This window comes from Pantoea sp. PGP6 (genome assembly GCF_053474785.1).
The window spans coordinates 2,846,917-2,860,046 of record NZ_JBQBMA010000001.1; the positions used below are offsets into that span (position 1 = coordinate 2,846,917).

The following is a 13,130-nucleotide window of genomic DNA, read 5'->3' on the forward strand; positions in this document are numbered from 1 at the left end:
TTTATCGACAATACCCCGCGCCGCGCATGCCCAGATGAAAATGGGTGGTATGGGCGGCGTTATAGTCGGGTCCCAGCGCATTGCCAAACACCTGGCAACCGCCACGCCATAGCGTATGCAGCATTGCGGCTTTGTCCGTAGGCTGCTGCCAGTGCTGGCTGACAGTAAGCCGCTGACCATTGGCCAACTGAAAGCCGGTCACATCCCAGGCATCAGCCGTCGCATGTTCGCTCAATCGCCCTTCGGTCCGATGATAAATATTGCGACAGGCATAACTGCCGACGTGGCTAATCCGCACCAGCGGGCTCTGCATCTGCTGCAGGGTTTGTTCACGGCTGCGTAAGGCGTACATGGTGCTGGCAACCGCCATTGGGCAGCTGGCAAGGAAACTGCTGCTCAGGCTGACCGGGCCAAATTTCTGGATACGCAACGGATCGGCAAGGGGACAGTTGCCCCGTAGCGGCGGTCTTTCGCTGAAGCTGACCCAGCCCGCCTGCTGCGCGCGCCGCATCACCGCCAGACAGGCGGCAGGATCGCCGGCCAGCCGTTTCATTTTGAGTTGCGTCATCCAGCCCGGCGGGTCGGTCACCGACAGCGGAATAAAGGGATTAAATTGCGGCGGCAGATGCTGTTTTAGCCAGGGTAAACTGACCCATCCCAGCGCAATCAACAGCAAAAACAGAATAAGCGTGCGCATAGTCCCTCTCGCAGCGTGATGAATAACCAACAAAAAGTGTAGAAGTACAATCCTCGTCACGCCCTGAACCTGACACAACGTGATGGAAAATTACCCAGTCTGACGCAGGATTAACCCGCGTAACGCTTTGCTGCCACCTGATTGAGCGGCAATGGTCACAATTGATAAAAAACCGTTACCGGCTTTAGGGTGACTTCCACTATCTTATGCCGGCTTGCCTTCGGGCAACGCCATTCAGTAACAGCCAGCAGAGCTGACACAACATCAAGAAAGGAAAGACAATTCCATGGTTGATCAATCTAAAGACGCGCCACTCGCGCAGGAAGGCCCGGATAAGCTGCGGCGCAACCTGCATAATCGCCATATTCAACTTATCGCCATCGGTGGTGCTATCGGTACCGGCCTGTTCATGGGTTCCGGTAAAACCATTAGCCTGGCGGGACCCTCGATCATTTTTGTTTATATGATCATCGGCTTTATGCTGTTCTTCGTGATGCGGGCAATGGGCGAGCTGCTGCTCTCCAATCTTGAGTACAAATCATTCAGCGATTTTGCGGCTGACCTGCTCGGCCCCTGGGCGGGCTATTTTACCGGCTGGACCTACTGGTTCTGTTGGGTGGTGACCGGCATTGCTGATGTGGTTGCCATCAGCGCCTACTTCCAGCTCTGGTTTCCCGGCTTCTCGATCTGGATGAGCGCCCTGCTGTGCGTGGTGGTTTTCCTGACGCTCAACATTGCGACCGTCAAACTGTTTGGTGAGATGGAGTTCTGGTTCGCGATCATCAAAATCGTGGCGATTGTGGCGCTGATCATTACCGGCATTGTGCTGGTATCGATGCATTATCCCTCACCCGGCGGCGGCACCGCCTCGCTGAGTAATATCTGGGATCACGGTGGGCTGTTTCCAAAAGGGCTGAGCGGCTTCTTTGCCGGCTTCCAGATTGCGGTGTTTGCCTTTGTCGGCATTGAACTGGTCGGCACCGCCGCGGCAGAAACGCACGATCCACATAAAGTGCTGCCGCGCGCGATTAACGCCATTCCGCTGCGGGTTATTATGTTTTACGTGCTGGCGCTGATGGTGATCATGGCGGTGACGCCCTGGACCCAGGTGATGGCCGACCGTAGCCCGTTCGTTGAAATGTTTGTGCTGATTGGCCTGCCCGCTGCGGCCAGTATCGTCAACTTCGTGGTCCTGACCTCGGCAGCCTCCTCCGCTAACAGCGGTATTTTCTCGACCAGCCGTATGCTGTATGGCCTGTCGCAGCAGGGCGTGGCCAGCCGTGCCTTTGGCCGCCTGTCAGCGCGCGCGGTCCCGACCACCGGCCTGCTTTTCTCCTGCCTGTGTCTGCTGGCTGGCGTAGCGTTGATTTATCTGATCCCGGACGTGATGACGGTATTCACCCTGGTGACCACCGTTTCCGCCATTCTGTTCATGTTCGTCTGGACCATCATCCTGTGCAGCTACCTGGCCTACCGTAAAAAGTACCCGCAGCGTCATGCGCAGTCCGGCTTTAAAATGCCAATGGGCAAGTTCATGTGCTGGGTTTGCATGGCGTTCTTCGCTTTTGTGCTGGTGTTGTTGACCCTGCAGGAAGATACGCGCCAGGCCCTGATGGTGACACCGCTGTGGTTTGCGCTGCTGACGATGGGCTGGCTGGTGCGCCGCCGCCGTCAACCACGCTAACCGCCTGCTGGCAATAAAAAGCCCGGTCACTGACCGGGCTTTTTTTATAGCCGCTGAGACAGTGTCGATAACACCGCCTGCAAAGTAGGCCGCTCCGACGGCAGCCGCTGTGGCTGTGGATCGGGCTGTTGTGGGCTACTGAGGTTAAAGGTAAAGGTGAAATCATCGCCTTCCCCCATCCGCAGATCGGCAATGGTAACCTGCCCGTTGCGTTCCGCCATCGCATAAAAACCGTGGCTGAACCACGCGACCCGCTCGGCATACCCGTTTCCACGCAGCGCATCAAACAGTTCAGGATGACGGGGACGCCATACCACCTGCAGCGGACGCCGTGGCGACAGCAGTGACCAGTAAACCTCACCGTAGCGGTCCGGTGTCATCACTACGCTGCGCCACACCAGGGTGTTGAAGGCGGTCGGGGTCACCAGCACCTTATCGGTTGGGATCCCCTGCCGGACCAGCGCCTGCTTGATCTGCCCTGCCGCCACGCCCTGAATCGCCACGCTCCACAGCAGGTAGAGCGTACTCAGGGCCAGGCCAATCCGGTTCCAGCGTAGCCCGCGTTCACTGCGCCGCCACAGCGCCAGCGCCACGCCAATCAGCAGCGGCAGCGTATAAAGCGGATCGACGATGTAAATACTGCCAATCGCATAGGGATGATCGGTCAGCGGCAGGCCAAGCTGGGTGCCATACACCGTCATTAAATCGAGCAGCGGATGGGTAATCAGCGCCAGCCAGATGGCGGGCCACCATGCCGGCCATCTCACCCGGTGGCGGAACAGTCCGGCCACCAGCCAGGCGATCAGCGGCGATATCAGCGTGAGATAGAGCAGCGCATGACTTTCGGTACGATGCAGCGTCATATTGCGTATCGCATCGCCATGATCGATAAACACATCAAGATCGGGCAAGGTGCCGCAGACGGCGCCGACCACCGCGGCCTGCCAGACCGGCACCCGTCGTTCCATTACCGCCACGCTGACCGCGGCACCCAGCACCAACTGCGAAACAGAATCCATGGTTTTACTCCGTGGCGAACGGTCGATCCGGCGTCAGTCAGCGCACCCGAATCCCTTCAATAATCATGCGCTGCACGTTGCTGACCGTCTGATCAAAAAAATCGGGATCGTTAAGCGTCTGACCGGTGACCGCCTCGACCTGACTGGCAAAATCGGCGTAGTGCTGGGTGGTGGCCCACAGCATGAAGATCAGATGTTGCGGCTGGACACCTGCCAGCCGGCCTTCATCAATCCAGCGCTCAATAATCGCCGCTTTGTCATCCACCAGCTGTTTCAGATCGCCCGCCAGTTCACCTTTAAGCAGTGGTGCGCCCTGCAACATCTCCAGGCAAAACAGCCGCGAGGCCTGTGGGTGATCGCGTGATACTTCCAGCTTAAGGCGGATGTAGCGGCGAATCGCCACCAGCGGATCCTGATCGTGCGCCAGCGCCCGCAGCGGAGCCAGCCAGACATCCAGTATCTGTTTCAGCACCGCCACATACAGCGCTTCTTTAGAGGGGAAATAGTAGAGCAGATTGGTTTTAGAGACGTCAGCCCGTTCTGCCACCTTATCGAGGCTGGTGCCATGAATGCCAAACTGTGAGAAGAACGTCAATGCCGCCTCCAGAATGGCAGCACGTTTCGCGGCGACGGCACGCGAACGACGCGTTGGCTTTTTTTCATCGGTTTTCACACGTTTACCTCATCCCTCTTGTGTCAGCGCATCATAGCAAAGTGCTTCCGCCCTGCCCAATCCACCGCCTGCACCTTTTTCGCTCAGCCTGCATGGAAAATGTGCAGCGAATTTTGACCAAACGGTCCGAAATGGACCATCTGCTCTGGTTACCTCTTTTGGGTTAAGTTTAACCTGTTGTTATTTATTGCATTAAAAAAAGTGGCACACAGTTTGCAGAATTGTGACTGAGCGCAGCCCCTCAGGGATGAAGCAGGAAGCAGTGCCGCGCGTGAAATGTCCTCCCCCGACTGCATAGAGGTTTCACATGAAGATAGGCGTCTTTATTCCGATTGGTAACAATGGCTGGCTGATTTCATCCCATGCACCGCAATACAAGCCGACCTTTGAACTGAACAAAGCGATCGTGCTGAAAGCGGAGCATTACCATTTCGACTTTGCGCTGTCGATGATCAAACTGCGCGGCTTCGGCGGTAAGACCGAATTCTGGGATCACAACCTCGAGTCCTTCACCCTGATGGCGGGCCTGGCAGCCGTGACCTCTCGCATTGAGATCTACGCGACGGCGGCCACGCTGACGCTGCCCCCGGCTATTGTGGCGCGCATGGCCGCCACCATCGATTCGATTTCCAATGGCCGATTCGGCGTCAACCTGGTGACCGGCTGGCAGAAGCCCGAATATGAGCAGATGGGATTATGGCCGGGCGATGAGTACTTCGGCAGCCGTTATGCCTATCTGACCGAATACGTTACCGTGCTGCGCGATCTGTGGGGCACCGGCAAGTCTGACTTCAAGGGCGATTTTTTCACCATGAATGACTGCCGGGTCAGCCCGCAACCGCAGCGGCCGATGAAGGTAATCTGCGCCGGTCAGAGTGATGCCGGTATGGCATTTTCCGCCCAGCACGCCGATTACAACTTCTGCTTTGGTAAAGGCGTGAATACCCCTACCGCATTCAGCGCGACCTCCACGCGGATGAAGCAGGCCGCGGAAAAAGCCGGACGCGATGTCGGCTCCTATGTGCTGTTTATGATTATCGCGGCCGCGACCGATGAAGAAGCCCGCGCCCGATGGGAACACTACAAAGCCGGTGCCGATGAAGAGGCACTCTCCTGGCTGACCACCCAAAGCCAGCAGGACACCAAATCAGGCAGCGACACCAACGTGCGTCAGATGGCCGATCCCACCTCGGCGGTCAACATCAATATGGGGACGCTGGTCGGCTCTTATGCCAGCGTGGCGCGGATGCTGGATGAGGTGGCGCAGGTGGACGGCACCCATGGCGTGCTGCTGACGTTTGATGATTTCCTGCAGGGCATCGAAGACTTTGGTCAACATATTCAACCGCTGATGCAGTGCCGCAGTGCCCTGCTGGAAGCCCAACAGGAGGTGGCCTGATGAGTACGGTTTATTGCGCCCATACCCCAGACGTGCCGCAGATTGAGCTGCCGGCGCGTCCCGAACCGATCGCCTTTCCACCCAGCCAGAGCGCGCTGATTGTGGTGGATATGCAAAATGCTTACGCCACCGAAGGCGGCTATCTGGATCTGGCCGGGTTTGATGTCTCTGCCACCCAGCCGGTGATCGCTAGCATCGCACAGGCGGTGACCGCTGCCCGGGCAGCAGGCATCCAGATTATCTGGTTTCAGAACGGCTGGGATGCGGATTACGTCGAAGCTGGCGATGCCGGTTCACCCAATTTCCACAAATCGAATGCGCTGAAAACCATGCGCAAACGCCCGGAACTGCACGGCACGCTGCTGTCGAAAGGCAGCTGGGATTATGCGCTGGTGGATCAGCTGGTGCCGCAGCCGGGCGACATTGTGTTGCCGAAACCACGCTACAGCGGCTTCTTTAATACGCCGCTCGACAGCATGTTACGCAGCCGCGGTATCCGTCATCTGATCTTCACCGGCATTGCGACTAACGTCTGCGTCGAATCGACACTGCGTGACGGTTTCTTCCTTGAGTATTTCGGCGTGGTGCTGGAAGACGCGACTTATCAGGCCGGACCTGCTTTTGCGCAGCAGGCGGCCCTGTTTAATATCGAAACGTTTTTTGGCTGGGTGTCGGATGTTGCCACCTTCTGCGAGAGCCTGAAACCTGCCGATTCCCGCTGAGCGATTCAAAAAGGAGAAGTTGTTATGCCAAAAAGCGTGATTATTCCGCCGGGAACCACCACCCCCATCGCCCCTTTCGTGCCCGGCACGCTGGCCGACGGCGTGGTGTACGTTTCGGGTACGTTACCGTTCGATGCTGATAATAACGTGGTGCACGTTGGCGACGCTGCGGCACAAACCCGCCATGTACTGGAAACCATCAAGAAGGTGATTGAAACCGCCGGCGGCAATATGGCGGACGTGACGTTCAACTCGATATTCATTACCGACTGGGCCAATTACGCGGCGGTGAATCAGGTCTATGCCGATTATTTTCCCGGTGATAAACCGGCCCGCTTCTGTATTCAGTGCGGGCTGGTCAAACCCGATGCGCTGATTGAAATCGCCAGCGTGGCGCACATCGGCAAACAGGAGGTCTGATGCAGCTGGATATCCTTGGCCTGCAGTCGCCGGATGCCCCGACGCTGGTGCTCTCTTCCGGTCTGGGTGGCGTGGCGGGCTTCTGGCAGCCGCAGCTGGCTGCCCTGACCGCCCGTTACCGGGTGGTGCTCTACGATCAGCGCGGTACCGGCCGCAGCGCCGATACCCTGCCGGAAGGTTACAGCATGGCGATGATGGCGGCAGAGCTGGCCGCCGCGCTGGCGCAGCAGGGAATCCTGCGCTTTAGCCTGATCGGTCATGCGCTCGGCGGGCTGGTGGGTTTGCAACTGGCGCTGGATTATCCGGAGCGGGTTGAACGGATAGTGGTAATCAATGGCTGGCTGACGCTGCATCCCCACACGCGCCGCTGCTTTCAGGTGCGCCAGGATCTGTTGCTTAACGTCGGCGTTGAAGCCTTTGTGCGTGCCCAGCCGCTGTTTCTCTATCCGGCTGAATGGATGGCGCAGCATCAGACCCGGCTGGAACAGGAAGACAGTCATCACATTGCCCATTTCCAGGGAATGGAGAACCTGATGCGGCGTCTGCACGCCCTGATGAGCGCTGATTTCAGCACGCGTGCCGCCGCTATTCCCCAGCCGGTGCTGGTGATCTGCAGTCAGGACGATCTGCTGGTGCCCTGGAGCTGTTCCGCTCAGCTGGCGGCGGCGCTACCGAACGCCTCGGAGCAGGTAATGGCATGGGGTGGCCACGCGATGAGCGTAACTGATGCCGATCACTTTAATGCCCTGCTGGTGCAGTGGCTGGATGATACCGATGACGTGCAGCCACTGGCACGCGTCGCCGGGTAACCCTTTTTGTGGAGAACGCGATGAATCCGAATCATCTTGCGCCTGTGGTAGAGAAAACTGAGTTTCGTAACGCCATGTCGCGGCTGGGTGCCGCCGTCAATATCATCACCACCGAAGGCCCGGCCGGTCGTGCTGGCTTTACTGCCTCTGCGGTCTGCAGCGTTACCGATTCGCCACCTACCCTGCTGGTCTGCCTCAATCGTTCCGCCTCGGTCTGGCCGGTGTTCTGTGAAAACCGTCAGCTGTGCGTCAATACCCTGGCGGCAGGCCACGAAACCTTATCCAACCTGTTCGGCGGCAAGACGCCGATGGCCGAACGCTTTATTGCTGCCGAATGGTCAACAGCGATTACCGGTTCGCCGGTGCTGAGCGGCGCAGTCGCCTCGTTTGACTGTCGTATCAGCCAGATTGTCAGCGTCGGCACCCACGACATTCTGTTCTGTGAGGTGCTGGCGCTGGTGCGTAACGACGATACCCACGGTCTGGCATGGTTTGACCGCGGTTATCATCCGCTTATGCGGCAGGAAGCCTGTTAATCCGCCAGCCTTCCGCAGGCCTGGCCCCGGCATTCATCACTTTCTGGAGTATACGATGGCACGTTCCTGGTTCCCGCAATGGCAAAAGAAGTCGGCACTGAGTGAAAATGGCATTATTGCCCCGGATGAAACGCTGCCGATGGGGCAAACGCTGATTCTTGGTTTGCAACATGCAGTCGCGATGTTTGGCGCAACGGTACTGATGCCGTTGCTGATGGGCCTGGACCCTAACCTGGCGATTCTGGTGTCGGGGATTGGCACCCTGCTGTTCTTTTTGATTACCGGCGGTCGGGTGCCCAGTTACCTTGGCTCCAGCGCCGCGTTTGTCGGGGTGGTGATCGCCGTGACCGGTTTCAGCGGTCAGGGACTGAACCCTAATCTCAGCGTTGCGCTGGGTGGCGTGATCGCCTGTGGCCTGGTTTATACCCTGATTGGGCTGGTGGTGATGAAAGCCGGTACCCGCTGGATTGAAAACCTGATGCCGCCAGTGGTGACGGGCGCGGTGGTGATGGCCATCGGGCTGAATCTGGCCCCGATTGCGGTGCATGGCGTATCCGGATCCTCGTTTGACAGCTGGGTGGCGGTAATGACGGTGCTCTGTATTGGCGTGGTGGCGGTATTTACGCACGGCATGATACAGCGCCTGCTGATCCTGATTGGGCTGATCGTGGCGTGGGCGCTCTATGCTCTGCTGACCAACGGGCTGGGACTGGGCAAACCGGTCGACTTTACGCTGCTGGCGCAGGCACCGTGGTTTGGTCTGCCGCACACCACCGCGCCAGCTTTTGATCTGCAGGCGATGGTGATGATCGCGCCGGTAGCGATCATTCTGGTTGCGGAGAATCTTGGTCACCTGAAAGCGGTGGCGGGCATGACCGGACGTAACCTTGACCCGTATATGGGGCGGGCATTTGTCGGCGACGGTCTGGCAACAATGCTCTCCGGCTCGATCGGCGGCAGCGGCGTGACCACCTATGCAGAAAATATCGGGGTGATGGCGGTGACTAAAGTCTACTCAACGCTGGCGTTTGTCGCCGCGGCGATCATTGCCATTCTGGCCGGTTTCTCGCCGAAGTTTGGCGCGCTAATCCACACCATTCCGGCGCCGGTAATTGGCGGAGCATCGATTGTGGTGTTTGGGCTGATTGCGGTGGCAGGGGCTCGCATCTGGGTTCAAAATCACGTTGATTTCAGCCAGAACAGCAACCTGATTATGGTCGCCACCACGCTGGTGCTGGGTGCCGGTGACTTTGCGCTGAAGATAGGTTCATTTACCCTCGGCGGTATCGGCACCGCCACCTTCGGCGCCATTATCCTTAATGCGATTCTGCGCCGACGCGGCGTGACGCTACCGGATAAGCCCCTGGCGCGACAGGAGGGCTAACTATTCCTGCGATTCCTGCGGTGTGGTCGCTGGCTGCACCGCTTTCTTCCGTTTCAGCCGCAGCTCACTGACAATCACGCCGCAGACAATCAGCGCCCCGCCCAGCAACGCCAGGGCTGGCAAACGCTCACCCGCTATCCGCCCGACCACACCCGCCCAGACCGGTTCACCGGCATAAATCACCGTCGCCCGGGTCGGTGAAACGCTGCGCTGCGCCCAGTTCATCGTGACCTGAATTAAGGCGCTGGCTGCGCCAAGTCCCAGCGCGCTGAGCAGTAGCGGCGTCGAAAGCACCGGAACCGTTTCACCATTGGGGATCATCAACGCAAAAGCGCACAGTGATGCCACCGCCAGCTGTATCAGAGTAACCCGGCGGACATCAACCTGACCGGCATAGCGGCTGATTAAGATGATCTCGGCCGCGATCGCCAGGGTACTGAGCAGGGTCGCCAGTTCACCGGCGTTCAGGCTGATGCGGCCATCCTGCGGCCCGGCTACCAGCAACAGGCCGGTAAATGCCAGCACGATACCGATCCACGACATCAGCCCCGGCGGACGGCGTAAAAACAGCCATTGCAGCAGCGGTACCACCGGCACATAGAGCGCGGTGAGAAACGCCGACTGGCTGCTGGAGATGGTCTGCATTCCCCAGGTTTGTAAGCCGTAACCTCCGGCAATCGACAGGCCAATCAGGGTGCCGGCTTTAATTTCCAGCCAGCTGATAGCGGCCAGATAACGGCGGAAAAACAGTGCCAGCAGCAGCGCCGCCGTAGCAAAGCGCAGCCCGACGAAGAAAAAGGGACCGGAGTGTTGCATCACACGGTGCACCACCAGAAAGGTGCCGCCCCAGACCATGGTGATAAACAGTAATACCAGCTCCTGGCGCGTAAGGCGCAGGGATAAACCGCGGAGTGCGTCCGACATAATTCACCTGATGATGGATTCGGGCTTATTGTGCGGAGTGAACAGAGGAAAAGCAACGGCGTTGACCGCCGGTGTTTACCGGCGGAACAGAGGTTTATTCATCATCGGTTTTTTTACTGCTGCTGCGCCCCCCTTTTTCGCCAGCACGGGCAGCGCGTTGCGGATCGTTTTTGAAATTCCCGCCGCTGTTTTTACCGCCTTTCCGCCCCGCTTCTGCAGCACGTTCACGGTTTTCGGCGAAATTTCCTGAACCTCCACGATGTGATGCCATGGTCTACTCCTGTCGCGTAACGCGATAAATGAGGAAAGAAAGCAACCTGTGGCTGACGGCAATAGCACCGCTTTCAGCCATGCTTAAAGAATAGCCAATTTCTGTTTTTGCTCCTGCGACAGTCACATTTAGCAACAGACTATTCACCCTCAGTTTGATTAAACAACGCACATTCTGTCGCCTTACAACCGATTGCCTGGCGGTTTATTACCCGACTGCCGAACGCCTGACCCGCGCTTCGCCCACGTGAAACGAAAGCTCTTCTATACTTTTCAGGACGTCAAACCGACCCGGAGAGATCAATGGCTAAGATTCTGGTGCTCTACTACTCAATGTATGGACATATCGAAACGATGGCGAACGCGGTTGCAGAAGGCGCTCGTCGGGTGCCTGGTGCGGAAGTGGATATCCTGCGGGTGCCAGAAACCATGGATGCCGAGCGCTTTGCGCAGGTGGGCGGTAAAACCAATCAGGCGGCTGCAGAAGCAACCCCTGAGGTGTTGACGCAGTATGACGCCATTATCGTCGGCACCCCGACCCGCTTCGGCAATATGTCAGGTCAGATGCGCACCTTCTGGGATCGCACCGGTGGACTGTGGGCATCGGGGGCGCTGCATGGCAAGGTCGGCAGCGTTTTCACCTCAACCGGCACCGGCGGCGGCCAGGAGCTGACGATTACCTCGGTCTGGACCACCCTGGCGCATCACGGCATGGTGATTGTCCCGATCGGCTACGGCACGCAGGAGTTGTTTGATATTTCCCGGACTCGCGGCGGTACGCCTTATGGTGCCTCTACCCTGGCGGGCGGGGATGGTTCACGTCAGCCCACGGAAGAGGAACTGAACATCGCCCGCTATCAGGGTGAGCACGTTGCCGGGCTGACCGTAAAACTGAAGGACTGATTTCATCGAAGGAGAACATTATGGCTACTGAACAAGCAAAAGCACATCACGTTGGCGAATGGGCCAGTCTGCGTCATACCTCGCCTGAAATCGCCGAGGCCATTTTCGAAGTGGCAAATTACGATGAGCGGCTTGCAGAAGAGATCTGGCGCCAGCAAGGCAGTGACGACGTGCTGATTCGCGCCTTTGAAAAAACCGATAAAGATGTCCTGACCTGGGATGACAAAACAGTAGAACGAAAAAACGTGTAATTCAGGGGCGGGAATTTCCCGCCTCGACTTTTTAACTGACCAAGGAGCACGCTATGTCTTCCTATCAAAGCATTAATCCCGCGAACAACCAGGTGCTGAAAAGCTGGCCCTCCCATGATGAGGCGGCCGTCAGCCATGCTCTGGAGGTCGCCGATCGCCTTTACCACTCAGACTGGAGCAAAGGCGATATTCAGCCGCGTCTGCAGGTGTTGCACAAACTGGCTGATCTGATTGATAGCCGTGCGGAAGAGCTGGCCACCATCGCCAGTAAAGAGATGGGCAAGCTGATTGGTCAAAGCCGCGGCGAAGTAAAAATTTGTTCGCAGATTGCGCGCTACTATGCTGAAAACGCCGAACGTATTCTGAAACCGCAGCCCTACCCTAGTGAACTGGGCGAAGCCTGGGTTGAGTATCATCCGATTGGTGTGCTGGTGGCGGTTGAGCCGTGGAACTTCCCTTATTACCAGTTGATGCGGGTGCTGGCACCTAACCTGGCGCTGGGTAATCCGGTGCTGGCGAAACATGCCAATATCGTCCCGCACTGTGCGGACGTGTTTGAAAAGCTGGTCCGCGAAGCCGGTGCGCCTGAAGGTGCCTGGACTAACCTGTTTATCTCGACCGATCAGGTTGCGGATTTGATTGCCGACGAGCGGGTTCAGGGCGTGGCGCTGACCGGTTCGGAACGGGCAGGCAGCGCAGTCGCAGAGCAGGCCGGTAAGCATCTGAAAAAGTCGACTCTCGAACTGGGCGGCAACGATGTTTTTGTCGTGCTGGATGATGCCGATCTCGATGAAGCGGTGCGTCAGGGCGTGCAGGCTCGCCTGAGCAACTGTGGTCAGGTTTGTACCGCTGCCAAGCGCTTTATCCTGCATGAAAAAATTGCCGATCGCTTTATCAGTCAGTTTAGCGCGGCGCTGAGTTCCGTCACGCTGGGCGATCCGTTGGATGAGAAAACCACGCTGGGCCCGCTTTCGTCCAGTGATGCGCGTGACCGTCTGGTGAAACAGGTGGACGAAGCCGTGGCGCATGGCGCGCAGCTGGTCACCGGCGGCAAAGCGGTCGCGGGCGTGGGCTGTTACTATCAGCCTACCCTGCTCACCGGTATTACGCCGGATAACCCGGCCTATTATCAGGAGTTCTTCGGCCCGGTTGCGCAGGTCTACGTGGTTGGTGACGATCAGGCTGCTATCGCGCTGGCCAACGATTCACACTACGGTTTAGGCGGCTCGGTCTGGACCCGCGATATCGCCCGTGGTCGCAAGCTGGCGTCAGCGATTGAAACCGGCATGGTGTTCATCAACTCGCAAAGTGATACCTCGGCAGAGCTGCCGTTTGGTGGGGTTAAACGTTCCGGCTATGGCCGTGAGCTGTCAGACCTCGGCATTAAAGAATTTGCCAATCAGAAGCTGGTGGTGGTCGCCGGCTAACCGGACGTCAGC

The 13,130-nt window shown here is 58.0% G+C and carries 15 protein-coding genes; 10 read left to right on the forward strand and 5 right to left on the reverse strand.

Annotated elements, in window-relative coordinates; all coding sequences use genetic code 11:
* Position 1: 1 nt before the first annotated feature.
* Complete coding sequence (locus ACLIBF_RS13935) at positions 2–697, reverse strand: extensin-like domain-containing protein (RefSeq protein ID WP_069728139.1); 696 nt, start codon at positions 695–697, stop codon at positions 2–4.
* Between the two features lie 286 nt (positions 698–983).
* Between ACLIBF_RS13935 and cycA the strand changes: the two genes are divergently transcribed.
* Positions 984–2,381 (forward strand): D-serine/D-alanine/glycine transporter, encoded by a 1,398-nt coding sequence (gene cycA, locus ACLIBF_RS13940; RefSeq protein ID WP_069728138.1) that lies wholly within the window; start codon positions 984–986, stop codon positions 2,379–2,381.
* 44 nt (positions 2,382–2,425) lie between these two features.
* On the opposite strand, the gene ACLIBF_RS13945 is transcribed toward cycA, so the two are convergent.
* Positions 2,426–3,400 carry a metal-dependent hydrolase gene (locus ACLIBF_RS13945; protein ID WP_279809354.1) on the reverse strand — a complete coding sequence of 325 codons (975 nt, stop codon included), beginning with the start codon at positions 3,398–3,400 and terminating at the stop codon, positions 2,426–2,428.
* A 37-nt stretch (positions 3,401–3,437) separates the two neighbouring features.
* Entirely contained in the window at positions 3,438–4,073 is a 636-nt protein-coding gene (gene rutR / locus ACLIBF_RS13950) for an HTH-type transcriptional regulator RutR (RefSeq protein WP_031376093.1), read from the reverse strand.
* 307 nt (positions 4,074–4,380) lie between these two features.
* Here rutR and rutA point away from each other — a divergent pair, with 307 nt between their 5' ends.
* From rutA to rutG, 6 genes are read left to right on the forward strand one after another with little or no spacing between them, the layout of a single operon-like run.
* Positions 4,381–5,472: a pyrimidine utilization protein A gene (gene rutA, locus ACLIBF_RS13955; RefSeq protein ID WP_089561072.1), complete on the forward strand. Its 1,092-nt coding sequence runs from the start codon at positions 4,381–4,383 to the stop codon at positions 5,470–5,472.
* A complete protein-coding gene (rutB, locus tag ACLIBF_RS13960; RefSeq protein ID WP_031376095.1) occupies positions 5,472–6,194 on the forward strand; it encodes a pyrimidine utilization protein B in 723 nt (240 codons plus the stop codon). Before rutA ends, rutB begins: the two co-directional genes overlap by 1 nt.
* Before the next feature lie 24 nt (positions 6,195–6,218).
* The gene (rutC, locus tag ACLIBF_RS13965; protein ID WP_069728134.1) at positions 6,219–6,614 is read left to right on the forward strand and encodes a pyrimidine utilization protein C; all 396 of its coding nucleotides are present in this window, start codon (positions 6,219–6,221) and stop codon (positions 6,612–6,614) included.
* Positions 6,614–7,423 (forward strand): pyrimidine utilization protein D, encoded by an 810-nt coding sequence (rutD, locus tag ACLIBF_RS13970; RefSeq protein ID WP_069728133.1) that lies wholly within the window; start codon positions 6,614–6,616, stop codon positions 7,421–7,423. The genes rutC and rutD overlap by 1 nt, the downstream gene beginning before the upstream one ends.
* Before the next feature lie 20 nt (positions 7,424–7,443).
* The gene (gene rutF / locus ACLIBF_RS13975) at positions 7,444–7,959 is read left to right on the forward strand and encodes an NADH-dependent FMN reductase RutF (protein ID WP_031376098.1); all 516 of its coding nucleotides are present in this window, start codon (positions 7,444–7,446) and stop codon (positions 7,957–7,959) included.
* A 55-nt stretch (positions 7,960–8,014) separates the two neighbouring features.
* On the forward strand, positions 8,015–9,343 hold the full coding sequence (gene rutG, locus ACLIBF_RS13980) for a pyrimidine utilization transport protein G (RefSeq protein ID WP_279809356.1): 1,329 nt from the start codon (positions 8,015–8,017) through the stop codon (positions 9,341–9,343).
* On the opposite strand, the gene ACLIBF_RS13985 is transcribed toward rutG, so the two are convergent.
* Both ACLIBF_RS13985 and ACLIBF_RS13990 read right to left on the reverse strand, forming a co-directional pair.
* Entirely contained in the window at positions 9,344–10,267 is a 924-nt protein-coding gene (locus ACLIBF_RS13985; protein ID WP_279809357.1) for a DMT family transporter, read from the reverse strand.
* Between the two features lie 94 nt (positions 10,268–10,361).
* Positions 10,362–10,538, reverse strand: coding sequence for a con-10 family general stress protein (locus tag ACLIBF_RS13990; protein ID WP_069728130.1), 177 nt, complete (start codon positions 10,536–10,538; stop codon positions 10,362–10,364).
* Positions 10,539–10,840: 302 nt separating this feature from the next.
* On the opposite strand from ACLIBF_RS13990, the gene wrbA reads away from it, so the two are divergent.
* The 3 genes from wrbA to ACLIBF_RS14005 are packed head-to-tail and all read left to right on the forward strand — an operon-like array spanning position 10,841 to position 13,118.
* Positions 10,841–11,440, forward strand: coding sequence for an NAD(P)H:quinone oxidoreductase (wrbA, locus tag ACLIBF_RS13995; protein WP_089561074.1), 600 nt, complete (start codon positions 10,841–10,843; stop codon positions 11,438–11,440).
* Between the two features lie 20 nt (positions 11,441–11,460).
* Positions 11,461–11,691, forward strand: coding sequence for a YccJ family protein (locus tag ACLIBF_RS14000; protein WP_031376101.1), 231 nt, complete (start codon positions 11,461–11,463; stop codon positions 11,689–11,691).
* Between the two features lie 53 nt (positions 11,692–11,744).
* Positions 11,745–13,118 carry an NAD-dependent succinate-semialdehyde dehydrogenase gene (locus ACLIBF_RS14005; RefSeq protein WP_031376102.1) on the forward strand — a complete coding sequence of 458 codons (1,374 nt, stop codon included), beginning with the start codon at positions 11,745–11,747 and terminating at the stop codon, positions 13,116–13,118.
* Positions 13,119–13,130 lie beyond the last annotated feature (12 nt).